Here is a 24772-nt window from a genome sequence, read left to right as displayed (position 1 = left end):
TCCCGCGGGGGGGGCGGGCTCGGGGCTACCTCCCCCATACTCCATCTAATCTTCCCGATTTCGTGCGATTCTGCGTCTGCTCGCGCCAGGATGGTTCCGTGAGCACGGATCGCGGATACGAGAGCAAGCATCGCGCACTCTGGGCGCTGGGTGACTACGCCGCACTGGCCACCCGGCTAGTGGCGCCGCTCGGGCCAATTTTGGTGCAGGCCAGTGGTATTGGTGCTGGTGACCGGGTATTGGACGTCGCGGCCGGGTCCGGAAACGTGGCGATACCGGCGGCGCTAGCCGGTGCCGACGTAGTCGCCAGCGACTTATGCCCGGAGCTTCTGCAGCGTGGGCGTGAGACCGCCGAGTCGCGAGGCGCGAATCTCGAATGGCGGGAAGCCAACGCCGAGGCGCTCCCCTTCGACGATGACGAATTCGACGCCGTGCTTTCCTGCCTTGGTGTGATGTTCGCTCCGCATCACCAGGACGCTGCCGACGAGTTGGTTCGAGTGTGTCGCCCCGGAGGGTTGATCGGACTGATCAGCTGGACACCGGAAGGCTTCGTCGGACAGATGTTCGCGACCATGAAGCCGTATATGGCGCCGCCGCCGCCCGGTGCGCAGCCGGCGCCGCTCTGGGGGGACGAAGAACACCTCCGGGAGCTGCTGGGCGACCGGGTCGTTGATCTCAGCGCCGATCGAAAGATGCTGCAGGTAGACGTTTTTGAGAATGGCGCGGACTTCCGCGACTACTTCAAAGCTAACTATGGACCCACGGTTGCGGCGTATAAGGGGATCGAGGGGGAGCCGGACCGCGTCGCGGAATTGGACGCCAAACTGGCTGCGCTCGGTGATCGATACCTGGTCGAAGTATCGGCTATCGAGTGGGAGTACCTGCTGGTGCGCTGTCGCGTGCGCTGAACGGGAGCCCTAGACAGGCGAGAACTGTGGGGCGCCGCTGGTCCCTTTCTCGGCCCGGATTGCGACGGGCATACCGCATGTCACCGAATCAGGTTCGCAGTCAACGATATTGGCCGCGATACGCAGCCCGTCCTGTTCGCTGAGTTCGACCAGCGCGATGACGTATGGTGTCGGGACTTCCGGGTTGTACGGGTGGTGGTTCACCGTGTAGCTGAAGACCGACCCGCGGCCGGACACCGGCTTTGCCTCGAGTTCGGCGCCGCAGTCACGACACACGGCGGCGGACGGATGCACCCAGCGCGCGCAGTCGGCGCAGTGTTCGATGAGCAGGGGAGCGGTGGAATCAGCCGACACGACCAATACAGTACACTCTATTGAGCTCAAACTGGTTTCGGCCTGGTTCCCGACGCGGTGATGTTACGGACGGTGCAGATGGAGTACTTCGAAAAGGACGCGATCCTGTCCGGGACCGGCATCTCGCGCATCGGCCGTCGTACTGGGATCCCGGGGCGCGACCTCACCATGGAGGCGGTCCGCGCTGCCATTGATGACGCCGGCCTGACCGCTGCCGATATCGACGGGATCGCGACCCTGGGTGACACACCGGCCGCCGAGGTCAACGCCGAGTTGAACATCGACGCTGCCGACTGCGGCAGCGGATTCGGCACCGGCGGTCTGCTCAGTCCGGTGATGTCGGCCTGTCGCGCCGTAGCCGAGCGACGCGCTCGTCATGTGGTGGTTTACCGGACCATCCAAATGCTGGGTGGCACCGTCCTACCGCAGGAAAAGAATGCGCCCGCCCCGCCGCTGGCGCGCATGTTCGATGCGCCCGAGGGTGAGCGTCCGGCCGTCGGTGCCATGGACGACATCAACGATCTGCTTGCGGCTCATGCTTACTCGGCTGCCAACTGGTTGGCGCTGAACTGCCGTCGACATATGGAACTGTATGGAACAACCAAGGAACAACTGGGCTGGATCGCCCTCAATGGCCGGCGCAACGCCGCATTGAATCCCCTTGCGGTATACCGCGATCCGATGACAATGGCCGACTACTTGAATGCCCGACCGGTGTCGACCCCGTTCGGATTGCTGGATTGTGATGTGCCCATTGACGGATCAATAGCGGTGGTTGTTTCGCACGCCGATTACGCGCGGGATTGTCCGCATCGAGCCGTGGCCGTCGAAGCGATCGGCGGCTCCGACGGTGCCGGCGGCTGGTTCCACCGCGCGGACTACCCGAAGATGGCGATGTCGGATGCGACGGCACAGATGTGGTCGCGCACCGAGCTGAGACCCGCCGACCTCGACGTTGCCCAGCTGTACGACGGCTTCACTTATCTCACGCTGGCCTGGCTGGAAGCCCTTGGGATATGCGGCGACGGCGAGGCGGGACCGTTCGTCGAAGGCGGCGCACGGATTGCCCGCGACGGTGAGATTCCGCTCAACACCTACGGCGGCCAGTTGTCGGCGGGTCGTATGCACGGCTACTGGGCATTGCACGAGGGGTGTTTGCAGCTGCGCGGCGACGCGGGGGAGCGCCAAGTCTCGAGCCGTCCTGAGGTGGGGGTGGTGTCGGTGGGCGGCGGTCCCGTTGCGGGCTGCATGCTGCTTACCTGCTGAGCCGCGATGACAAGTGAGGCGGTCCCCGTTCGGGCGGACAAGCGGGCCGCGCAGATCGCTCGGTGCATCGAGGCCGACGTCGTCCGTCGCGGTTGGCCGGTCGGGGAATCGCTCGGATCGGAAACCGCTCTGCAACAACGCTTTGAGGTGAGTCGATCGGTGCTGAGGGAGGCCGTGCGGCTCGTCGAGCACCATCAGGTCGCCCGGATGCGACGCGGCCCGAACGGCGGGCTGCTCGTCTGTGCACCTGATGCGGGCCCCGCGACGCGGGCCGTCGTCATCTACCTCGAATACCTGGGTACCAGTCTGACCGATCTGCTCGACGCCCGGCTGCTGCTCGAACCGTTGGCGGCCGCGCTGGCCGCCGAGCACATCGACGAGGCCGGGATCGAGCGACTGCGTGCGGTGCTGCGGGCCGAACAACAATGGGGCCCCGGACTTCCCGCGCCGCCGGAAGAGTTTCACATCGCCCTGGCCGAGCAGTCCAAAAACCCGGTGCTGCAGCTGTTTATCGACGTACTGATGAGACTGACAAAGCGGTACGCCAGGACGTCGCGTGCGGATTCCAGGGACCAGGCCGTTGAAGCGGCTCACCAGATGCGCGGTGACCACGCCGATATCGTCGCGGCCGTCACCTCCGGCGATTCGGCGCGGGCCAAGACACTCAGCGAACACCATGTGCAGGCGGTCACCTCCTTGCTGCGCAAGCACCAGGCCCCAACGGCGCGCCGGCCCCGGCGCAGCGCACCGAACAACCGGCTGGATGCCGACGTCGCGAGCCCACGCGGGAAGCTCGCCGAAGTGCTGGCCGCCAATATCGCCGACGACATCGCCTCGGATGGCTGGCAGGTCGGCTCGGTTTTCGGCACCGAGGCTGCGCTGCTGGGCCGGTACCGGGTGAGCCGCGCGGCACTGCGCGAAGCGGTGCGACTGCTCGAATACCACGCGGTGGCACACATGCGCCGCGGGCCGGGCGGCGGACTGATCGTCGCAAAACCCCAGGCGCAGGCCAGCATTGACACCATGGCCCTCTACCTGCAGTACCGCAAGCCGAACCGGGAAGACCTCAGCTGCGTGCGGGACGCCATCGAGATCTACAACGTTGCCAAGGTTGTCGAGCGCAGGACCGAACCGCCCGTTGCCGCTTTCCTCGATCCGCGTAACTGGGCCCACGTCGCCGAAGGTGCCGACGTGCGCAAGGCAGCCGTAGACGAGTTTCGCTTCCACGTCGGGCTTGCCCAACTGGCCGGCAACGCGCTACTCGACCTGTTCCTGCGGATCATCGTGGAACTGTTCCGCCGGCATTGGTCCAGCACGGGGCAGGCCCAGGTGACGTGGACCGACGTCACCGCGGTCGAACACGCACACCTGCGCATTCTTGAAGCGATCGACTCCGGCGACGACAGCTTGGCCCGTTACCGCATCCGTCGCCACCTCGACGCCGCAGCGTCGTGGTGGCTGTGAAACGGGACGCCGAACTACTGCGGGTTCGGCACGTCCGGCGGCATCGGGTTCGTGGGCCCGACGGGCACGGTCGTGGGAGCTCCCGGTGTAGTAGCACATCCCGTCGCCAGCGCGGCGAACGCCGTAATCAGCACAGCCCCTACGATTTTAATGGTCTTCGTCGTCAACCTCGTCGCGCCCATCAGTCGTCCCTTCGGTCGGTCGTGCTCCTGCGCCGTGTGACACCTGGCACTGCAGATGCTAACCACGTCGCAGTGACTCCGCTGACAGATCCGTTAATTTCTTGGAACCGGGCGGAGAGAAGTTCACTATTCCGGTATTTGGGTCCCGATAACCGGGCCCGGCACCCCTTGCAGATCTTTCGCGCAACCCGTCGCGAATACCGCGAAGGCCGCGAGGATCAAAGCGCCCAGCAGCCGAACCCGCTTGCTTGTGGTCATGGTTCTGCCTTTCTCATCGCTCATATGCGTGGCCGACAACAACGAATAGCGCTGCGATGTTAACGCTGTGCAGCACCGCGCGAGTCATTTCTCGTTTGATCCATAGAAAAGGTCAGACCGACGGGCCGAGCCGACGACAGGCGCGAAGCCGTCCGCGTACCGTGTTTGCTGACGAGTGGCACAGGACGCCGCTACAAAGCGGCGACGGCGCACACCATGAAGAAGTGAACGTGTTCTGCGCGCAAGTTGGGGTAACGCCCCCGGGTACCCCCATCCCGCTGGGAACCGACTGTCTCAACAGTGGTCCCCAGCGGGATCCCCCGACGTCATTCGGGTGCGCCGACCTTATCTGGTGGTGTACTCGAACTCAGGATTCACTTGGCGCTGGGTTGCACAACCGGCAGAACTGACGGCCAGCGCCGCCGCCAGCACCGCGACGACCACCCGAAGTGACTGCGATCCACAGCCAGTCTTCTTCGCGCTCATGGTCACGTCCTTCGTTTGCTGGATCTGACCCAACTAGCAAACTTCTCTGCTACCGGGATGCTAACTCCACCCCGCTGTGCCCCGCGTCGTTTTGGAGGAATTCGCAGCATTTCCCTATCCCGATTAAGAGAATTCAGTTGCGCATGATGCTGCTCGGCCGCTAATGTGTCCGCTCGTGCCAATTCCTGCGCGTGCCGTAGTAGCCAGCACCCACAGCGGGGTCTGATGTAGACCGACCCCCCGCTGGTGGGTCAGAAGCTACTCGCGTCGGTCGCTCCCTCGAGCCAGGAAGACCGGCACATGACGCTCCCCGAAACGCAACCTTCGGCGCACCGACCGACGGCGGACGCCTGGTTCGCCGACCGCTTCGGCGTGGCCCTGCCGCGCGGCCTGCGCGACCTCGCCGCGGCGATGTCATGGCGGAACTTCGTGGCCGTTTACGGACCCACCGCCGGCCCCCTTCGAATCGGTCACTGGGAGTGCACTGACACACCGCGGCCAGCTTCGCGGCTTGGCCCCCAAGCCCGTAACTACCGGGCGGTCATTGCGCAAGGTGATCACATCAGCGCATCCACCGCCGCGGCCGGCGGGCCCGTCGCGGCACTCACCGCGATGCTGCATCAACGCGGAATAGCGTTGGAAACACTGAACTTTCACCAAATGCACTGCGACGAGCAGACGGTCACGTTCCTGCGCGGAACCAATGGCGCCCGCACCGAGTGGGCGATGGGCTGGTCTGACGACCCCACGCAATCCGCGCTACGTGCCGTGATCGCGTGCGCCAACCGATTGGCGGAATGAGCTACAGCGGCCGCAACACGATGGGCATACCGTCCATCGGGATGGGGATGGCGCGGTAGTCCCACTTCGCCTGATAACCCGGCTTCGGCAACTCCAGCCGGTACCGGCGCAGCAACCGGTGCATGATCGTCTTGATCTCCAGCTGCCCGAACGTCATGCCGATGCACTTGTGCGCACCGCCGCCGAACGGTGTGAACGCGTAGCGATGTCGCTTGTGCTCGCTACGCGGTTCGGCGAACCGGTCGGGATCGAACTTCAACGGGTCGGTCCACAGCTCCGGCAGCCGGTGGTTCACCCCCGGAAACGCCGTGATGTTGGTGCCCTTGGGGATGAAGTGCCCGAGCAACTCGGTATCACGCACCGTCTGTCGCATCGCCCATTGGACCGGTGACACCAGACGGATCGCCTCGTTCATCACCAAGTCGAGTGATTCCAGCTTCTCCAGGGACTCGATGTCGAGCGGTCCGTCACCTAGACGGTCGGACTCGTCACGGCAGCGTTGTTGCCATTCGGGGTGGGCGGCCAATTCGTAGGCCATGTTGGTTGCCGTAGTGGTGGAGGTGTCGTGCGCGGCCATCATCAAGAAGATCATGTGGTTGACGATGTCCTCGTCGGAAAAGCTGTTGCCGTCCTCGTCCTCGGTCTGGCACAGCACACTCAGCAGGTCGTTGCCCTTCTTGCCGCGTTGCTCCTTGACTCGTGCAGCGAAATATTCCTCGAGCAGTTGCCGCGCCCTGAGCCCACGCCACCAGGTGAATGGTGGGACACCCGTGCGAATCACCGCATTGCCGGCACGGACCGTCATGGTGAAGGCCTTGTTCACCTTTGTCACCAGTTCGCGGTCGGTACCGGGCTCGTGGCCCATGAACACCATCGAGGCGATATCGAGGGTGAGCTCCTTCATCGCGGGATACAGCAGGAAGCGGGAGTCGTCGGTCACCCAGTCATTGGCGACCACCTGTGACACGACCTTGTCCATCTGCTCGACGTACCCCACGAGCCGAGACCGGATGAACGCTTCCTGCATGATGCGCCGGTGGAACAGGTGCTCTTCGAAGTCCAGCAGCATCAGACCGCGGTGGAAGAACGCGCCGATCACCGGGGTCCAACCCTGCTGCGAGTAGTCCTTGTTGCGGTTGGAGTAGATCACCTGGGCGGCATCGGGGCCGAGTGCCGCGACGAACGGCAGGATGGGGGAGTCGCCGAAGACGAGCGGACCCTTGGTCTCGTACAAGAACGCCAGGTACTCCGGTCCGCCGCGCAGCATCTCGATCATGTGGCCGAGGATGGGCAGGCCGCGGTCGCCGACGACCGGCTTGAGCCCACTGCCCGGCGGAGGCTCGGCGAGTCTGCGCTCCGGGAACTCGGTGTTGCGCAGCCGGCGCTCGACCAGGCCCATGCCGGGAATGTTGTTGATCGACGGGATCAACCGTCGCTGCGCTTGATCAAGGAGATACGCGGGTGTGCTGATCGTTGCCCTGGTTGTCGCCATTGACATGCTCCTCTAACCGGCTGTGGCCGCCGTCACTAACACCTATCCTTGGGGATGAACTTGACGCCTGTCAAGTTTCCTTCGCGCGGCGTGGTGCAATGGTCAGGTGAACAGCAACGCGGCGCGGCAGGACCACGGTGGGCAGGCCTTCCGTCGGCGCGGCGACAAACACCGACAGGCGATCATGCAGGCGGTTCGTCAACTTCTGCAGGAGCGCCCATTCTCGGAACTGTCGGTCAGCACCATCAGCACGCGGGCCGGGGTGGCGCGCTCGGGTTTCTACTTCTACTTCGACTCCAAGTACTCGGTGCTGGCGTCGATCCTGGCGGAGGTCACCGAAGAACTCGAAGAGCTCACGCAGTACTTCGCTCCCCGCCAACCCGGCGAGTCGCCGCAGCAGTTCGCCACGCGCATGGTCGGCAGTGCCGCGGTCGTGTACGCGCATAACGACCCGCTGATGAACGCCTGTAATGCGGCTCGCCACACCGACATCGAGATTCGCGAGATCCTCGAGCAGCAGTTCGAGGTGGTGCTCGGTCAGATCGTGACCATCGTCGATGCCGAAGTAAAGGCTGGGACCGCGCAACCGATTAGCGATGACCTTCCGACGCTGATCCGCACCTTGGCAGGAACCACTGCGCTGTCGCTCACCGGCGACCCATTATTGGCAGGTCGCGACCATGACGCGGACCGTCGCGTGCGGGTGCTGGAGCAGTTGTGGCTACACGCGCTGTGGGGTGGCCCGTCGCGCTAGGCGGAGCCGTTACCGGCGGTATCGTCACGTCCATGGCGCAGAACGGATCGAGGCGGTATTTCGCAGGCAAGCGGTGTTTCGTCACGGGTGCGGCGAGCGGCATTGGCCGCGCGACCGCGTTACGACTGGCTGCGCAGGGCGCGGAGCTCTATCTGACCGACCGTGACGAGGACGGACTGGCGCAGACGGTGGCCGACGCGCGAGCGCTGGGCGCGGAAGTGCCCGCGCACCGGGTACTGGACATATCCGACTATGCGCAGGTGGCCGCGTTCGCGGCCGACATCCACGCCACCCAGCCCAGCATGGACGTGGTCCTCAACATCGCTGGTGTATCGGCATGGGGGACCGTCGACCGGTTGAGCCATGAGCAGTGGACCAAGATGGTGCAGATTAATCTGATGGGCCCGATCCACGTCATCGAGTCGTTTGTTCCGCATATGGTCGCCGCGCGGCGGGGTGGCCACGTGGTGAACGTGTCCTCGGCCGCCGGACTGGTCGCCCTGCCCTGGCATGCCGCCTACAGCGCGAGCAAGTACGGTCTACGTGGGCTTTCCGAAGTGCTGCGCTTCGACCTCGCCCGGCACCGCATCGGCGTGTCCGTGGTGGTACCCGGCGCGGTGAAGACCCCGCTGGTAAACACCGTCGAGATCGCCGGGGTGGACCGAAACGATCCGCACGTTGCCCGCTGGGTCGACCGGTTCAGCGGTCACGCCGTCTCGCCGGAACGGGCCGCCGAGAAAATCCTGGCCGGCGTCGCGAAAAACAGATACCTGATCTACACCTCGCAGGACATCCGCGCGCTCTACGCGTTCAAGCGGCTGGCGTGGTGGCCTTACAGCGTGGCTATGCGCCAGGTCAACGCCATCTTCACCCGCGCGCTGCGACCCGGGCCGCCGCAACTTCAGCGCTGATCGGGCATTTCCAGTTCCAGGCGCACCCCGAGTAGTCGGATGGGGCGGTCCAATTCGAACAGGTCGAGGATCCGCAGGGCGGCGTCGGTGATGACGTCGCCGTCGATGGTCGGCGCGTCGAGCTTGCGGATCTTGGTGCGGGTGTAGAACGTCGCGGTGCGCACTGTGACCGCCACCCGGGTGACGGTTCGCGCCGATGCCACCACCTCGGCAAGGGCGCGTCGACCCAATTCCGTTACCGCAGCGTTCATTTCGGATCGCTCGGTGAGGTCGCGGGCAAACGTGACGACGTGGCTGCGGGAGCGCGGCAGCCAAGGCTCGGCGCTGATTCCGGTATCGCCGCCGCCCTTGGCGAGTAGCAGCAGCCACAGCCCGGTACGCGGGCCGAATGTCGCTGTCAGCAATTCGCCGTGGGTGTGCGCCAGCTCCCACACGGTAGTAATGCCTTGCGCAGCAAGCTTCTTCGCGGTTTTCGGACCGACTCCCCACAGTGCGTCCACCGGGCGGTCGGCCATCTGGCTCATCCAGTTGGCGTCGGTGAGTTGGAATACTCCGGCCGGTTTGGCAAAGCCGGTTGCGATCTTGGCGCGCTGTTTGTTGTCGCTGATACCCACCGAGCAGGAGAGTCCGGTTTCGGTCGAAATGACGGTACGGATCTGTTCAGCGAGTTCGACCGGGTTCCCTTCGGCGAGTCCGACGTACGCTTCGTCCCAGCCCCACACCTCGACGGGATGCCCGAGGTCGCGCAACAACCCCATGACCTGATCAGAAGCGGCGTCGTAGGCGGCGGTGTCCGAGGGCAGGAAGGTGGCGCCCGGACAGCGCCGGGCGGCGGCGCGCATCGGCATGCCCGCGTGGACTCCGAACTCGCGCGCCTCGTAGGAGGCGCAGGTGACTACCTTGCGCGGTTCGGTCGGATCGCCATTGCCCCCGACAATGACCGGCCGCCCGACCAGTTCGGGATGACGCCGCAACTCCACCGAAGCCAGAAACTGGTCGAGGTCGACGTGCAGGATGTGACTCACTTTCCGCACAACTTGCGGACCAGGCTCTCCCACGCATCGCCGAGCGTTTGCGGGTTGTGGCCGCCCTGGGTGAGTTGATGCTCCACATAGTCGACATCGAGCAGCGCTAGCAACGCATCGGCCTGGACATCCAAATCGCCAGTGCTGCGCGCCGACTGCATCAGCACCCGTATGTGGCGGCGCTGAACGACTGCCGCGCCGACGTGGCGGCGGTGCGGATCGCGGTTGCCGGCCGACAGCAGTTCATGGTGGGTATGCACGAAGCAAATCCGCTCCCGCCCGAAAGCGACCAGCCGATCGATCGGGGGCGCGTCGGGGCCCAGCGGTGGCGGTCCGAACAGGAAGGCCTGCTGGAACGCCTTTTCGTCCTCATCGAGCAGCACCATCATCAAGCCGGCCCGGCTGCCGAATCGGCGGAACAAGGTTCCCTTGCCGACACCGGCGGCGGCCGCGATGTCATCGGTGGTGACCGCCTTGGCGCCGCGTTCAGTGACCAGGTGCCGCGCTGCGTCCAGAAGCAACGCCCGGTTGCGCGCGGCGTCACTGCGCTCGGGAGGAGCGCCCTCGTGCAGACCGATCCCGGCCGCGGGCACGCCCAACTCGCCCGCGCGCTCGATTTCGCTCACGTATGCACTTTAACTCCGCGGGAATGAAACGGACTATAGTCCGGTTGTGCCGTGCGAAGATGTTCGCTAACAGTCGAAAGGACCGCGAAACGTGACCGAAACCAAGATCCTGGTGTTGGTGGGAAGCTTGCGAGCAAGCTCGATCAACCGCCAGATCGCCGAACTTGCGGCCCAGGTAGCGCCGGCGGGCGTCACGGTCAGGGTGTTCGAAGGGCTGGGGGACGTGCCTTTCTATAACGAAGACCTTGACCCTGGGGTCGGCACGCAAGTCGAGGAACCGCCGGCTGTCACGGCGTTGCGTTCGGCGGTAAGCGAAGCCGACGCCACCCTGGTGGTCACGCCCGAGAACAACGGAACCATCCCCGCGGTGCTGAAAAACGCGATCGACTGGTTGTCCCGGCCGTTCGGTGAGAGCGCGGTCAGGGGCAAACCACTGGCGGTGATCGGCGGCTCGCTGGGCCAATACGGCGGCGTCTGGGCGCACGACGACACCCGCAAATCGTTCGGCATCGCCGGTGCCCGGGTTGTCGAGGGAATCAAACTCTCGGTGCCGTTCCGAACCTTGCAGGGCAGCGCGCCCGCGGCGAGCGCCGAACTGTCCGAAGCGGTGCGAGAGGTCGTCGGCAAGCTCGCGGCAGAGGTCGGCTGAACCCGTCAACGCATGTCGCCACTCGGCGGCATCCCGGTCATAAAGTCTCTAGTCAAAGCCGTCGGCGACCTTGCCGGCGGCTTTGCTGGCGTTGACGCGCACATCGGTTGCGGGCGGATTTGTCGGTGGCGAGTGCTAAACCAGACGCCATGTACACCTACCGCGCAAGTTGTGATCTGCGACACGCCGAAGCGGCACCGGCGACACGCTTACGACCAGGGAATTTCAGAAATGTTATTCAGAACATGTTGTATCTCTTCTCGTCGTCACCCCCTAGGTGTAGTGTTTGAGCACCGGCAGATCCCAGGTTCACCAGGCCCCACCGGGTCCGATGAACTTCCCAGAATTGGTGTTACCAAATCGAGCGTGTTGGTACCGCCAGCCGGGAATCTGGGGGCCTGCCGGGTCGCTGAACTTAGTGCTGATGTGTCACCAGAGTTGTTGCCAGTCGTTCTTGTTGTCCCCACTTCCGCAAAGGAGCGGTACGCCCATGACCATTACCGTCTACTCCAAGCCCGCGTGCGTGCAGTGCGTTGCCACCTACAAGGCGCTGGACAAGCAGGGTGTCGCCTACCAGAAGGTCGACATCACGCTGGATTCCGAAGCGCGGGACTACGTGATGGCACTCGGGTATCTGCAGGCGCCTGTCGTCGTGGCAGACAACGACCACTGGTCCGGTTTCCGGCCCGACCGCATCAAAGCTCTCGCCGAAGCGGCGATGAGCGCTTAGCGGTAGTCAAGCAAGTAAGGAGGTTGCGGTGCCATGGACGTTATGGGACGCAACCTGGATTGGATGGGTGACGACCCGCTTCGCGCGGCCGAACCGGGCTCGCGATCGTCACTGGTCTATTTCTCGTCGGTGTCGGAGAACACCCACCGCTTCGTGCAGAAGCTGGGTGTTCCCGCCACACGCATCCCGCTGCATGAACGCATAACGGTCGACGAACCGTACGTGTTGGTGTTGCCGACGTACGGCGGCGGGCGGGCCACGCCGAACATCAACGATGGCGGCTACGTCCCCAAGCAGGTCATCGCTTTCTTGAACAACGAGCACAACCGCTCGCTGATCCGTGGCGTCATCGCTGCGGGCAACAACAACTTCGGTGCCGAATTCGCCTACGCGGGCAACGTGGTGTCCCGCAAGTGCGGCGTTCCGTACCTCTACCGCTTCGAACTCATGGGCACCGAGGACGACGTCGCCGCTGTCCGCGCGGGCCTGGCCCAATTCTGGAAGGAACAGACGTGCCACCAACCGTCACTGCAGAGCCTGTAACCACCGGCTCGCACGTGTTGCAGAGCGAAACGGACTACCACGCGCTCAACGCGATGCTGAATCTGTACGACGCCGAAGGCAAGATTCAGTTCGACAAGGATGTGCTCGCGGCGCGCCAGTACTTCCTGGAGCACGTCAACCAGAACACCGTCTTCTTCCACAATCAGGACGAGAAGCTCGACTACCTGATCCGGGAGAACTACTACGAGCGTGAGGTGCTGGACCAGTACTCGCGAAACTTCGTCAAGACGCTGCTGGATCGGGCTTACGCCAAGAAGTTCCGCTTCCCGACATTCCTCGGCGCGTTCAAGTACTACACCTCCTACACGCTGAAGACCTTCGACGGGAAGCGCTACCTGGAGCGCTTCGAGGACCGTGTCGTCATGGTCTCGCTCACCCTTGCGGCCGGTGACACTGCCCTGGCCGAGAAGCTGGTGGACGAGATCATTGACGGCCGGTTCCAACCAGCCACCCCGACCTTCCTGAACTCCGGCAAGAAGCAGCGCGGCGAGCCGGTTTCGTGCTTCCTGTTGCGCATCGAGGACAACATGGAGTCGATCGGGCGCTCGATCAACTCCGCTCTGCAGTTGTCCAAGCGCGGCGGCGGAGTTGCGTTGCTGCTGACCAATATTCGCGAGCACGGCGCACCGATCAAGAACATCGAGAACCAGTCCTCGGGCGTCATCCCGATCATGAAGCTGCTCGAGGACTCTTTCTCCTACGCCAACCAGTTGGGCGCGCGTCAGGGCGCCGGAGCCGTGTACCTCAACGCCCACCACCCGGACATCTACCGCTTCCTGGACACCAAGCGGGAAAACGCCGACGAGAAGATCCGAATCAAGACGCTGAGTCTGGGTGTGGTGATTCCGGACATCACGTTCGAGCTGGCCAAGAAGAACGAGGACATGTATCTGTTCTCGCCGTACGACGTCGAACGCGTCTACGGTATGGCATTCGCCGACATCTCGGTCACTGAGAAGTACTACGAGATGGTCGACGACGCTCGCATCCGCAAGACCAAGATCAAGGCGCGAGAGTTCTTCCAGACACTTGCCGAGTTGCAGTTCGAGTCCGGTTATCCCTACATCATGTTCGAGGACACGGTGAACCGGGCTAATCCTATTGAAGGCAAGATCACCCACTCCAACCTGTGCTCGGAGATCCTGCAGGTCTCCACCCCGTCGTTGTTCAACGAAGACCTGTCGTATGCCAAAGTGGGTAAAGACATCTCGTGCAACCTGGGGTCGCTCAACATCGCCAAGACGATGGACTCGCCGGACTTCGCCCAGACCATCGAGGTGGCGATCCGCGCGCTGACCGCCGTGAGCGATCAGACCCACATCACCTCGGTACCCTCAATTGAGCAGGGAAACAACGACTCTCACGCAATCGGGCTGGGGCAGATGAATCTGCACGGATATCTGGCTCGCGAGGGTGTCTTCTACGGCTCCGAAGAGGGCATCGACTTCACCAACATCTACTTCTACACGGTGCTCTATCACGCGCTTCGAGCTTCGAATCGCATTGCGATCGAACGCGGTTCGCACTTCAAGGGCTTCGAGCGGTCCAAGTACGCCTCGGGGGAGTTCTTCGACAAGTACACCGATGAGGTCTGGCAGCCTGCAACCGACAAGGTGCGCCAGATGTTCGCCGACGCCGGCATCCGGATTCCCAACCAGGACGACTGGAAACGGTTGAAGGAATCGGTGCAGGCGCACGGCATCTACAACCAGAACCTGCAGGCCGTGCCGCCGACCGGGTCGATTTCCTACATCAACCACTCGACATCGTCGATCCACCCGATCGTGTCCAGGGTGGAGATCCGCAAGGAAGGCAAGATCGGCCGCGTCTACTACCCGGCGCCCTACATGACCAACGACAACCTGGAGTATTACCAGGACGCGTACGAGATCGGTTACGAGAAGATCATCGACACCTACGCGGCAGCCACCCAACACGTGGATCAGGGACTGTCACTGACGTTGTTCTTCAAGGACACCGCCACCACGCGTGACGTGAACAAGGCGCAGATCTACGCCTGGCGCAAGGGAATCAAGACGCTGTACTACATCCGGCTGCGCCAGATGGCTCTGGAAGGAACCGAGGTCGAGGGCTGCGTGTCCTGCATGCTCTGACGCCTGGCGAGTGAATTGGGCGACGGTGGCGCGGCGTGTCGCGTCGTGCCCGGTCGTGCCGCGTCGTGAGATTCACTCTCGGTGCGTCTGAGGCGCGGTGGCTTCCTGACCGCGTTTTCCGGCCATCCGCCGCGCTATCTGGGTAGACCCGCAGCGGCTGAGTCCCTAGCTTTGCAGGGAAAGCGGCGAAGGCGACGCGTTCAGACGCCATCGACGAATCACCCAGAGCAGAAGGATCAATTCCCGTGACTAGCCCTCGGCTGCATTGACTCAGATTGACGCATTAGTCGCGTCGCGCAGCGCGTTGCGTTAATCCGCGACGTCGCTGCCTCGAGCACCGAAGACCTATTCATTCATCTCAGCAGAGGTCATTGGCATCAGGCTGCCGCATGCCTCTAGCACAAAGGGCGACAACACCAATGAATGTTTCCATACGTCGGCGACTGGTCAACAGGGTCTGGTTGCCCACGCTAGTCGTCGCCGTCGCGGTCCTGGCGGGATCCACCATCCACTCCGCACACGGGATATTCGGCGCACAAGACCGAACTCGGAGTCCGGGCAACAAATTCGCCATAGCTCAGTTCAATCCCAAGCGCATCGAATACGACATCTTCGGCGATCTGGCCGGGTGGGGGCGGGTGAGCTACTGGGACGTGAATTCTCACCCTGTGGCGATTGACCTCGCGTCGTTGCCCTGGACTCACACGGAAGTAACGGTGCTGACGACGGCTACGGCCGACGTCACCGCGCAGGTGGCGGGAGGAAGCATCGGCTGCCGAATCGCGGTAGACGGCCAGGTGCGTTCCGAACACACGGCGACGGGTGAGCATGCCGGCGTCTGGTGTCAGGTGCTGTCTGCGTGAAACACAACAGCGTCACCACCAGCGAGCAGCACAGATCGTTTGTTGCGCGCACCATCCGTAAGTTCGCCGTGCCTGTGGTCCTGGGGTGGATCGCGCTCATGGTTGTCGTCAACGTGGTCGTTCCGCAGCTGGAACCCGTTACCGAGGCAGGCCGAGGTCCGCTCGTTCCGGTCGACGCGCCATCAGCACAGGCACTCATCCACATCGGGGAAGTGTTCAAGGAGTCGAACAGCAACAGCTTGGTAATGGTCGTCTTGGAGGGCGAACACAAACTGGGTGAAGCAGACCACCGTTTTTACGACGAATTGGTGGCAAAGCTGCAGCGCGACAAGCATGTTCAATATGTCATGAACCTGTGGGGCCAAGGAACGACCGCTGCCGGCGTGCAGAGCAATGACGGAAAGGCGTCGTACACGCTGGTCCGGACGGCAGGCAATCTTGGCTCGGCACTATCGGATGAATCGATCAGGGCGGTCCGCGACTTGGTCTCGCAGGACAACGCCCCGCCAGGGCTGAGGGTCTACGTTTCGGGTTCCGCTCCGCTGTCGGCGGACATGCTCCAAGCCGGTAACGAGAGCCTGATCACCATCATGTTCGTCACCATCGTCCTCATTACGTTGATGCTGTTGGCCGTTTATCGCTCGATCAAAACCGCATTGCTCGTCCTGTTCATGGTGATGTTGGAATTGAACTGCGGGCGGGGCATCGTCTCTTTCCTCGTCTTCCACAACGTCATTGAGATTTCCGAGTTCGCGTCCAATCTTCTGGTGTCTCTGATCCTGGGAGCGGGTACCGACTACGCCATCTTTCTGGTCGGCCGCTACCACGAGGCACGGAACGCGGGTGAAAGCCGGGAAACCGCCTACTATTCCGCTGTGAACGGCGTATCCCACGTCGTTCTCGGATCGGGTCTTGCGGTCGCCGGCGCCACGTTCTGTCTCAAGTTCACCCGACTCAATTACTTCAATACCTGCGGGATTCCCTGTGCGGTGGCCATGCTCACCGCCGTCGCGGCTGCTCTGACCTTCGGGCCAGCGGTGTTGGCATTGGGCAGCCGGATGGGCGTGTTCGAACCGAAACATGTAGCCGGCCCGGGAATTTGGCGCAAGGTCGGCACAATGTCCGTCCGGTGGCCGGGCCGAGTCCTGTTGGCGAGTTGCGTAGTCGTGCTCGTGGGATCGCTGACGCTTCCCACCTACCGTCCCAATTACGACGACCGGATCTACATCTCTGATGACAGCCCGTCCAAGCAAGGCTATGCCGCAAGCGACAGGCACTTCCCGGTCAGCAGGTTGAACGGCGATATGCTCATGATCGAATCCGATCACGACATGCGTAACAGCACTGACATGATTGCACTGGATCGGGTGGCGCGCACGGTATTTCACACTCCAGGGGTGGGATTGGTTCAGAGCGTCACCCGGCCCCTGGGGACTCCGCTCGAGCATTCGTCGTTCACCTACACGATGGGCACGATGGGATCGAAAATCAAGGAACTCCTGCCGTTCCTCACCGACCTCAACACCCGGCTGACGGGCATGGCCAATATCACGGACCGGATGATGGCCCTGACGCGTCATCAGCAGGACCTGGCATCGCAACAGGCCGGCGCGGCACACATCGCCGCCGAAGCCGCCCGGGGCATGAAAGATGTCACGGATGCGTTGCGGGACAACATCGCCGACTTCGACGATGTCTGGCGCCCGATCCGGAGCTATTTCTACTGGGAGAAACATTGTTTCGACATTCCGGTCTGCTGGTCGCTGCGTTCGCTGTTCGACGCGACCGACAAGGTCGACCAGCTCGATGAGCAACTGGATCAGAATCTGAAAGCTGCCCTGATCCAGGAAGCGGTGACGCCGCAACTCGTGGAACTCCTCGGCCGCAACGCCGACCAGCTCGCCGAACTCCGCCGAATCGTCCTGGCCGAGCACAGCACGATAGAGCCTCAGTTGGCTGAATTGGATGCACTGAGCCGTCAAATGATGGACCTGGGCAACGCGTTCGACAGTTCGAAGAATGACGAGTTCTTCTACCTACCGCCAGATGCGTTCGAGAACCCGTCATTTCAGATCGACCTGAAATTCTTCATGTCCCCGGACGGCAAAGCTGCTCGATACATGATCTACCACGACGGGGAAGCACTGACAGCTCAGGGCATCCACCACGACCAGGTCTACCTGCCCGCTGCCGAGGAGGCGTTGAAGGGCACCACGCTCGGCGGTGCGCGCGTGTATCTGGGCGGCGCCGCAACGACCTACTGGGACATCCAGGATGCAGCCAAAACGGACCTGATGATCGCGGCCACAGCCGCATTCGCGTTGATCTTCCTGGTGATGCTGCTCATCACCAGGAGCGTGATCGCGGCGTTGGTCATCATCGGAACCGTGGCGTTCTCGTATTCGGGAGCGTTCGGCCTGTCGGTCCTGATCTGGCAGCACATGCTCGGCATACCAATGAGCTGGCTGGGGCTGCCGTTGACCTTCATCATCCTGGTGGCGGTCGGCTCGGACTACAACCTGCTGCTCATCGCGCGTTACCTCGAGGAAAGCAAGGCGGGTCTGAACACCGGTCTGATCAGAGCGGTCGCCAATTCCGGGAAAGTGGTCACCACCGCGGGTCTGGTCTTTGCCGTCACGATGATGGCAATGGTCTCCGGCAAATTGATCTCGGTGGGCGAGAGGGGATCCACGATCGGCATCGGCCTGCTGCTCGACACCCTCATCGTCCGATCGTTCATCACACCCGCCATCGCCCGCCTGCTTGGACCGTTCTTTTGGTGGCCCCGGCTGATCCGAGCCCGACCAGCGCGCGTGAACACCCGACGACACGTGGCGGCGGCCGAGTATGCGGGCGTGCATTAACGCCGGGAGCAATGTGTCGCAATCCGTGGACAGGACGGCCAAAGAGCCATTGGTGAATCGCACTGCACCGGTGCAGGCTTGAGTGACGGTATCCGGACGAGGAGTCTGACTAGGGGTGACGGTCGTGATGCAAGCGATTACCGTACGTGACCGCGATGCCGGTTTCCGTGGCCTCTCTCTGGTCGAGATGTCCTACCCGCACGCCGCGGAAAACGACGTCATTGTTCGGGTCCATGCCGCCAGCTTCACTCCGGGTGAACTCGACTGGCCGGCCACATGGACCGATCGGGCGGGGCGCGACCGGATCCCAAGTATCCCGGGCCACGAAGTCTCGGGAGTCATCGCCGAGCTGGGTTATGGGACAACAGGACTGACCATCGGTCAACGGGTTTTCGGTCTCACCGACTGGGCTCGCGACGGTTCGCTCGCGGAATACGTAGCGGTGGAGGCCCGCAATCTCGCACCATTGTCGGCGCAGGTTGACCACACCATCGCCGCCGCGTCAGCGATGCCGGGACTCACCGCCTGGCAGGCACTGTTCGACCACGCACACGTGATCGCCGGCCAAACCGTGCTGATTCATGGCGCGGCAGGCGCCGTCGGGTCGTTTGCCGTGCAACTCGCTCGCGACGCCGGAGCACGCGTGATCGGCAGCGGCCGCAGTGAACACAGGGACTCCGTGCTGGGTCTCGGGGCTGACAGTTTCCTCGATCTCGACCAAGATCACCTCGAGGATGCCGGCGCCGTCGATGTGGTATTCGATGTGATCGGCGGTGAAATCCTCCGGCGCTCAGCGGGATTGGTGCGGCCCGGCGGTGCGCTAATCACCGTTGCCGAACCGCCGCAGGTTCAACCGGAGCACGGACGAGCGCTGTTCTTCGTCGTCGAACCCGATCGGGCGGGTCTCGCCGCGGTGGAACGCAGGCTGCGCGACGGCCGCCTGCGCCCGACCATCGGAGCGACCTGCGCACTGGCCGAAGCGCCCTCGGCGTTCGACCCGGCGCGTCGCAACCGCGGCAAGACGGTCGTCACCTTCGCCAACGCCGATTAGCCGCGGTCAGGGTCGAAATCCAGTACCGCGCGTACGAACTGCTCTGGGTCGTAATCGATCGCCTGATGTCCCTGGCCTCCTAGAGTTACGATCGTGGCCCCCGGGATGCAGTCGGCAAGCGCTGCGGTGGCCGCCCGCAAATACGCGGGGCTCTCACTGCCGAGCAACATCCGGACCGGGACACAGATCTTGGCGTGCCGTTCGGTGACGCGGTAAACGCTGGCTTGTGCGAGTTCGCGGCCCGCGGTGTGTCGGATCGAGTCGGCGACATACGAAAACTCGTGACTGGCAAGGTCTTTCACGTCCGAATGGGGTAGCTGCAGTGTTTCGCGGTAGAACACTTCAAGGACTTGCCGCGGGTCGGACATCGTGGTGATCCGTGCAATGCTATCGGCAGAGGCGATGTCGAGGCCCGGTGTCGGTATCGGCGGCTCGTAAAGCATCATCCGGCGGAAGGCGTGTGCGATCAGGCTGGCTTCCAGGACCGCCAACGCCCCGTAGGAATGCCCGAGAACGTAGACATTTCCGCCCGCCGCTTCGGCGACTGCCGCGACGTCTTCAGCTTCCCTGGCCAGGCTGTAGGGCTTCGCCTCGGTTGTGCTCAGCCCCCGACCGCGACGGTCCATCGCGTAAACGGTGTAGCGCTGCGCGAGCGCCGGCATCACCGCAGACCAACGAGCGCGGGTGCCGGTACTGCCGTGCACGAGCAGCATGGGCGGACCGGTGCCGACGGATTCATAGCCGATCGCAGTGCCGTCAGGCGAGATCACGGTTCCCATGACGGGTGCAACGCCGCGGCGGCGTGCGGTCGAGTTCTTGCGATGAGCCATCTATGCCACAGAAACGGACGCATCGCCGTTGCAACGGCATTCGCGACACGGGGGCGTTGTTATCTCGGCCGAACTTCACGACTAGATGGAAGGTCTGGAATGAGACTCGGACTGCGGGTGCCCCAGAGATTGGGAGTCGACCTACAACACGACGTGGCAGAAGTAGCCAGGACGGCCGAAGCGGCGGGATACGCCAGTCTGTGGACATACGAACGCCTGCTCTTCCCAGAGTCGCCCCTGGAACCCTATGCCGGGTCGAGCGCGCCGTGGCCGGAACATTCACGACAGGCCGCCGACCCCCTGACCGTCCTGACCGCGGCGGCGGTGGTAACTGAAAAGGTACGGCTGGGTACATCCGTTCTGGTCGCTGCCCTCCACACGCCAGTACAACTCGCGAAGACCCTGGCCACGTTGGATCGGATCAGCGGCGGTCGCGTCATCGCAGGCATGGGGACCGGCTGGGCCACCGATGAACTGCAGGCCACCGGCGCCTCCCGGGCGGACCGCGGTCGATTCCTGGACGAGACGCTGGACGTCTTCGACGCCGTCTGGGCAGCGGACCCGGTGACTTTCCGGGGGCCTCGCGTCGTAATCGACAACGCCTCGGTGTTGCCCAAGCCGGTTTCGAAGATCCCAGTCCTGTTGGCCGGAGGCGGCAACAATCTGGGCCGCAACACCACCCCCAGGGCCGTGCAGCGTATCGCCAAGCGTGCCGACGGCTGGCTCCCGCTCCTGACGGCACCGGGGCCGGCCGGAGCCGCGGAACTGCGCGCCGGCTGGGACCGAATCCGGCAACTGGCTGCGGAATATGGCCGGGACGCAAGCCGCATGCAGATGATCGTCGTCGGAAACGTGACTTTCACCGACCGTCCGGCGGGCCCTGGTCGGGCGGCGTTCGTCGGCACCCTGGATCAAGTCATAGAAGATGTGGCAACCGCCGCGGACGCCGGTGCTGACGAGCTCATCGTGGACCTCAATCTGCAGGACTGGTTCCGCAGCACCAGCCAGATGCTGGAGACGGCCGTCGAGATTCGTGAGAGGGTCGTGGCCTCATGATCGAGGGTCTTCGCATCCGGACCGACACCTCCGATCCACACGAAGCTCGAAGCCGGATTGCGGCGGTCTACTGCCCCCACCGCCTCACCGTCCGCGGCGGCCCGTCGACCTTCCGCGCCCGCCATGCCGAGGGCGGCGCACCTGGGCTCGGTGTCTACTCGTTGTCGTTTGGTCCCGCCATCACCTCGCTGGATTCGTCGACGTTTGACGACTTCGTCTTGGTGTCCCAGCAGATCGCCGGGCGGCTGGCCGTCCGTGCTGACAGTGGGGACCGGCTGCTGTTGCCAGGCGAACACGTCGTCCTGGACGCGCACACGGCGTACCGGCTGCGCTGGGAAGAGAACTGCAACCTTTTTCATGTGCGGATTGCGCGCAGCGATTTCGAGACCGCGGTTGCCGAGTTCACCGGGGCGGGAGGATCAGGTGCTGTCCGATTTCCGTTGAGCTGGCGTCCGTCGAAGCCGGGGAGCGTCGCGGTGGCGAAGGTCATGCATTTCCTGCTCCGCAATGCCGGGCCGAACGGACTCCTGACATCCGGTGCGTTACTGCGCGAACAGATGCGTCGGACGCTTGTGGCCAGCATCGTCGAGGCATACCCAGGGGCATTTCCACCGGCGGGATCGAGTGGCGAGGTCAGGCCGCCGGCCGTCCGTCGTGCCATCGCCTACCTCGAGGACTCCGTGGCCGAGGATGTGCGGATCCGGGATGTGGCGGCCGCTGCCCGGCTGAGCACGCGTGCCCTCCAGGAAGCTTTTCGTAGGCACTTAGACACCACACCAATGGCGTATCTGAAGTCGATTCGTCTCGCCCAAGCACACGCGGAGCTGCGGCAATCCTCGATTGAGGACGGGACAACCGTTGCGGCCGTCGCGTACCGGTGGGGCTTCGGCAATCTCGGCCGGTTTGCCGCCGACTACCGGCGCGAGTTCGGCCGCTCCCCGAGCGAAGTGCTGCGTTTATCGCCGTGATGCCGTGAGTGCTGGCGACATGTCGTCGCGGGTACGCGGTCTGCCCAGGTCAGCGGCTCCTAAGCGGTAAGGTGCAACACGTGGTGAGAATGCCTCGGCCGTCTTTGCCCCACCCCAGTCCGAAGCCTGGGGGCAAAGTCGACGCGCGCAGCGAGCGGTGGCGCGAACACCGCAAGAAGGTGCGCAGTGAGATCGTCGACGCGGCTTTCCGTGCCATCGACCGTTTGGGGCCGGAATTGAGTGTGCGGGAGATCGCCGAAGAGGCCGGCACTGCCAAGCCCAAGATCTACCGGCATTTCGCCGACAAGTCCGATTTGTTCCTGGCCATCGGGGAACGGCTACGGGACATGCTGTGGGCGGCGATCTTCCCGTCGATCAACCTGGCCACCGACTCGGCTCGGCAGGTCATCCGGCGTGCGGTCGAGGAGTTCGTCAGCCTGCTCGACGAGCATCCCAACGTGGTGCGGGTGTTCATCCAGGGCGCCAGTTCCAACGCTCAGTCCAAGGCGACAGTGCGGACGCTCAACGAAGGCCGGGCGATCACGCTGACTATGGCCGACATGTTCAACAATGAACTCCGCGACATGGAGCTCAATGCCGCCGCGTTCGAGCTGGCCGCATTCTCGGCCTTCGGCTGCGCGGCCTCGGCCACTGAGTGGTGGCTCGGCCCAGAGCCGGACAGTTCGCGTGCCATGACACGGGAGCAGTTCGTCAATCAGCTCACGACCATCATGATGGGTGTGATCGTCGGCACCGCCGAAACGCTCGGCATCGTGCTGGATCCGGACAAGCCCATCCACGACGCCATGCCGGCGACGCTGTCCTGACCTGAGCCAAGCGACGTTGACATCGCCGAATTGATCGGCGACACTCGGCTTATCTGATACCACCGGTACTGGGTATTTGCACCTCGGGTACTGGGTATCTGCATTGCAGTCGGCGCGCGCCGACCTATATCGGGCACAACAGGAAAGACTCACCATGACTGATGTCGTCTCACCGGCCACCGACCCGGCCGAAAAACCGCAGGCGCCGCCGAAGCACAGCCGTGTCGTCATCATCGGGACCGGGTTCTCCGGTTTGGGCATGGCGATCGCGCTGCAGAAGCAGGGCGTTGACTTCATCATCCTGGAAAAGGCCACCGATATCGGCGGCACCTGGCGGGACAACACCTATCCTGGGTGCGCCTGTGATATCCCGTCTCACCTGTACTCCTACTCCTTCGAGCCCAAGCCGGACTGGAAGAACCCGTTCTCCTTCCAGCCGGAAATCTGGGATTACCTCGAAGGGGTCACCGACAAGTACGGGCTGCGTCGCTACATCGAGTTCGACTCTCTGGTCGAGCGCGCTTACTGGGATGACGACGAGTACCGCTGGCATGTGTTCACCGCCGACGGACGCGAATACGTCGCGCAGTTCCTGGTCTCGGGCGCCGGCGCGTTGCACATTCCGTCGTTCCCGAACATCGAAGGCCGCGAAGAATTCGCCGGACCCGCCTTCCATTCCGCGCAGTGGGACCACAGCGTCGACCTGACCGGCAAGCGGGTGGCGATCATCGGGACCGGCGCCAGCGCGATCCAGATCGTGCCCGAGATTGTCGGGGATGTCGCCGAGCTTCAGCTCTACCAACGCACCCCGCCGTGGGTGGTGCCCCGGTCCAATCCGGAGATCCCGCGGCCGGTGCGGTCGGCGATGGAGAACGTCCCTGGTCTGCGCGCGTTGGTCCGGATGGGCATCTACTGGGCGCAGGAGGCATTGGCGTTCGGCATGACCAAGCGCCCGAACGCGCTCAGATTCATTGAGGCGTACTGCAAGTGGAACATCTGGCGGTCGATCAGGGACCGCGAGTTGCGCCGCAAGCTGATCCCGAATTACCGGATCGGCTGCAAGCGCATCCTGAATTCCTCTACCTACTATGCGGCGCTCGCCAGCCCGAACGCCGAGGTGATCACCGAGGGCATCACCCGCATCACCAAGGACGGAATCGTCACCGAGGACGGCCGCGAGCGGCAAGCCGACGTCATCGTGTACGCGACCGGCTTCCACGTCACCGACTCCTATACCTATGTCGACATCAAGGGTCAGCAGGGCGAGGACCTGGTCGACCGATGGAATCGCGAAGGTATCGGCGCGCACCGGGGCGTGACCGTCGCCGACGTACCGAACCTGTTCTTCCTGCTGGGTCCCAACACCGGCCTGGGGCACAACTCGGTGGTGTTCATGATCGAATCCCAGATCCGCTACGTGGCCGACGCCATCGCCAAGTGCGATAAGAAGGGCGCCCAGGCCCTGGCGCCAACGCGGGAAGCCCAGGATCGGTTCAACGACGCGATGCAGGAGAGACTCGCCGGTTCGGTGTGGAACAGCGGCGGCTGCAGCAGCTGGTACCTCGACGAGCACGGCAACAACACCGTCCTTTGGGGTGGGTACACCTGGGAGTACTGGCGGGCGACCCGTGCGGTGAAGCCGGAGGAATACCAGTTCCTGGGAGTGGGCGACAAGGCGCGCAAGCAAGTCGCGTGACCGCGTTTATGGCCGATCGCCAACTGCGCTAAA

The 24772-nt window shown here is 63.5% G+C and carries 24 protein-coding genes; 17 read left to right on the top strand and 7 right to left on the bottom strand.

The annotated features are described in order from the left end of the window. Positions 1-98: 98 nt before the first annotated feature. Positions 99-908: a class I SAM-dependent methyltransferase gene (locus tag A5636_RS12570; protein ID WP_065158952.1), complete on the top strand. Its 810-nt coding sequence runs from the start codon at positions 99-101 to the stop codon at positions 906-908. A 9-nt stretch (positions 909-917) separates the two neighbouring features. On the opposite strand, the gene A5636_RS12565 is transcribed toward A5636_RS12570, so the two are convergent. Further along, complete coding sequence (locus A5636_RS12565; protein ID WP_437339825.1) at positions 918-1268, bottom strand: Zn-ribbon domain-containing OB-fold protein; 351 nt, start codon at positions 1266-1268, stop codon at positions 918-920. 72 nt (positions 1269-1340) lie between these two features. Between A5636_RS12565 and A5636_RS12560 the strand changes: the two genes are divergently transcribed. Together A5636_RS12560 and A5636_RS12555 are read left to right on the top strand one after the other, a co-directional pair. Continuing rightward, on the top strand, positions 1341-2528 hold the full coding sequence (locus A5636_RS12560) for a thiolase family protein (protein WP_065158973.1): 1188 nt from the start codon (positions 1341-1343) through the stop codon (positions 2526-2528). 6 nt (positions 2529-2534) lie between these two features. Continuing rightward, on the top strand, positions 2535-3992 hold the full coding sequence (locus tag A5636_RS12555) for a FadR/GntR family transcriptional regulator (RefSeq protein ID WP_065158949.1): 1458 nt from the start codon (positions 2535-2537) through the stop codon (positions 3990-3992). Positions 3993-4300: 308 nt separating this feature from the next. On the opposite strand, the gene A5636_RS27610 is transcribed toward A5636_RS12555, so the two are convergent. Beyond that, positions 4301-4432: a hypothetical protein gene (locus A5636_RS27610; RefSeq protein WP_301336715.1), complete on the bottom strand. Its 132-nt coding sequence runs from the start codon at positions 4430-4432 to the stop codon at positions 4301-4303. A gap of 345 nt (positions 4433-4777) precedes the next feature. Then, a complete protein-coding gene (locus A5636_RS26550) occupies positions 4778-4918 on the bottom strand; it encodes a hypothetical protein (RefSeq protein ID WP_172827221.1) in 141 nt (46 codons plus the stop codon). 300 nt (positions 4919-5218) lie between these two features. On the opposite strand from A5636_RS26550, the gene A5636_RS12550 reads away from it, so the two are divergent. Further along, the gene (locus tag A5636_RS12550) at positions 5219-5719 is read left to right on the top strand and encodes a homocitrate synthase (RefSeq protein WP_065158972.1); all 501 of its coding nucleotides are present in this window, start codon (positions 5219-5221) and stop codon (positions 5717-5719) included. A gap of 1 nt (position 5720) precedes the next feature. Here the strand turns inward: A5636_RS12550 and A5636_RS12545 are convergent, their stop codons facing one another. Next, positions 5721-7211, bottom strand: a complete 1491-nt coding sequence (locus A5636_RS12545; protein WP_065158948.1) for a cytochrome P450 — start codon at positions 7209-7211, stop codon at positions 5721-5723. A 106-nt stretch (positions 7212-7317) separates the two neighbouring features. On the opposite strand from A5636_RS12545, the gene A5636_RS12540 reads away from it, so the two are divergent. Both A5636_RS12540 and A5636_RS12535 read left to right on the top strand, forming a co-directional pair. Then, on the top strand, positions 7318-7965 hold the full coding sequence (locus tag A5636_RS12540) for a TetR/AcrR family transcriptional regulator (protein ID WP_065158947.1): 648 nt from the start codon (positions 7318-7320) through the stop codon (positions 7963-7965). A gap of 32 nt (positions 7966-7997) precedes the next feature. Beyond that, a complete protein-coding gene (locus A5636_RS12535; protein ID WP_065158946.1) occupies positions 7998-8876 on the top strand; it encodes an SDR family oxidoreductase in 879 nt (292 codons plus the stop codon). Here A5636_RS12535 and A5636_RS12530 read toward each other — a convergent pair. Then, on the bottom strand, positions 8867-9901 hold the full coding sequence (locus tag A5636_RS12530) for a DNA polymerase IV (protein WP_065158945.1): 1035 nt from the start codon (positions 9899-9901) through the stop codon (positions 8867-8869). The two genes, A5636_RS12535 and A5636_RS12530, sit on opposite strands and share 10 nt — an antisense overlap. Further along, positions 9898-10527, bottom strand: a complete 630-nt coding sequence (locus tag A5636_RS12525) for a TetR/AcrR family transcriptional regulator (RefSeq protein WP_065158944.1) — start codon at positions 10525-10527, stop codon at positions 9898-9900. The genes A5636_RS12530 and A5636_RS12525 overlap by 4 nt, the downstream gene beginning before the upstream one ends. Positions 10528-10618: 91 nt before the next feature. Here A5636_RS12525 and A5636_RS12520 point away from each other — a divergent pair, with 91 nt between their 5' ends. The 7 genes from A5636_RS12520 (at position 10619) to A5636_RS12490 (ending at position 19362) form a co-directional block, all read left to right on the top strand. Continuing rightward, positions 10619-11176, top strand: a complete 558-nt coding sequence (locus A5636_RS12520) for an NAD(P)H-dependent oxidoreductase (RefSeq protein WP_081287754.1) — start codon at positions 10619-10621, stop codon at positions 11174-11176. A 490-nt stretch (positions 11177-11666) separates the two neighbouring features. After that, positions 11667-11906: a redoxin NrdH gene (locus tag A5636_RS12515; RefSeq protein ID WP_065158943.1), complete on the top strand. Its 240-nt coding sequence runs from the start codon at positions 11667-11669 to the stop codon at positions 11904-11906. A 63-nt stretch (positions 11907-11969) separates the two neighbouring features. Continuing rightward, entirely contained in the window at positions 11970-12449 is a 480-nt protein-coding gene (gene nrdI / locus A5636_RS12510; protein WP_065158970.1) for a class Ib ribonucleoside-diphosphate reductase assembly flavoprotein NrdI, read from the top strand. Then, positions 12419-14584 (top strand): class 1b ribonucleoside-diphosphate reductase subunit alpha, encoded by a 2166-nt coding sequence (gene nrdE / locus A5636_RS12505; RefSeq protein WP_065158942.1) that lies wholly within the window; start codon positions 12419-12421, stop codon positions 14582-14584. Before nrdI ends, nrdE begins: the two co-directional genes overlap by 31 nt. Positions 14585-15003: 419 nt before the next feature. After that, complete coding sequence (locus A5636_RS12500) at positions 15004-15447, top strand: MmpS family transport accessory protein (RefSeq protein ID WP_065158941.1); 444 nt, start codon at positions 15004-15006, stop codon at positions 15445-15447. Next, a complete protein-coding gene (locus tag A5636_RS12495) occupies positions 15444-18311 on the top strand; it encodes an RND family transporter (protein ID WP_065158940.1) in 2868 nt (955 codons plus the stop codon). The genes A5636_RS12500 and A5636_RS12495 overlap by 4 nt, the downstream gene beginning before the upstream one ends. Before the next feature lie 127 nt (positions 18312-18438). After that, the gene (locus A5636_RS12490) at positions 18439-19362 is read left to right on the top strand and encodes an NADP-dependent oxidoreductase (RefSeq protein ID WP_065158969.1); all 924 of its coding nucleotides are present in this window, start codon (positions 18439-18441) and stop codon (positions 19360-19362) included. Here the strand turns inward: A5636_RS12490 and A5636_RS12485 are convergent. Further along, positions 19359-20192, bottom strand: coding sequence for an alpha/beta fold hydrolase (locus tag A5636_RS12485; RefSeq protein ID WP_253900577.1), 834 nt, complete (start codon positions 20190-20192; stop codon positions 19359-19361). The genes A5636_RS12490 and A5636_RS12485 overlap by 4 nt on opposite strands. Before the next feature lie 99 nt (positions 20193-20291). Here A5636_RS12485 and A5636_RS12480 point away from each other — a divergent pair, with 99 nt between their 5' ends. The 4 genes from A5636_RS12480 to A5636_RS12465 all read left to right on the top strand — a co-directional run bounded on the left by A5636_RS12480 (position 20292) and on the right by A5636_RS12465 (position 24739). Then, a complete protein-coding gene (locus A5636_RS12480) occupies positions 20292-21248 on the top strand; it encodes an LLM class F420-dependent oxidoreductase (RefSeq protein WP_065158938.1) in 957 nt (318 codons plus the stop codon). Continuing rightward, positions 21245-22216 carry an AraC family transcriptional regulator gene (locus A5636_RS12475; protein WP_065158937.1) on the top strand — a complete coding sequence of 324 codons (972 nt, stop codon included), beginning with the start codon at positions 21245-21247 and terminating at the stop codon, positions 22214-22216. The genes A5636_RS12480 and A5636_RS12475 overlap by 4 nt, the downstream gene beginning before the upstream one ends. An 80-nt stretch (positions 22217-22296) precedes the next feature. After that, positions 22297-23043 carry a TetR/AcrR family transcriptional regulator gene (locus tag A5636_RS12470; RefSeq protein ID WP_155763777.1) on the top strand — a complete coding sequence of 249 codons (747 nt, stop codon included), beginning with the start codon at positions 22297-22299 and terminating at the stop codon, positions 23041-23043. Between the two features lie 154 nt (positions 23044-23197). Further along, entirely contained in the window at positions 23198-24739 is a 1542-nt protein-coding gene (locus A5636_RS12465; RefSeq protein WP_065158935.1) for a flavin-containing monooxygenase, read from the top strand. The last annotated feature ends 33 nt before the right edge of the window (positions 24740-24772 follow it).

This window comes from Mycobacterium asiaticum (assembly GCF_001673315.1).
Classification (GTDB): domain Bacteria; phylum Actinomycetota; class Actinomycetes; order Mycobacteriales; family Mycobacteriaceae; genus Mycobacterium; species Mycobacterium asiaticum_B.
Note: the sequence above shows the minus strand (reverse complement) of the source record. Positions and strands in the feature narration are given on the sequence as shown.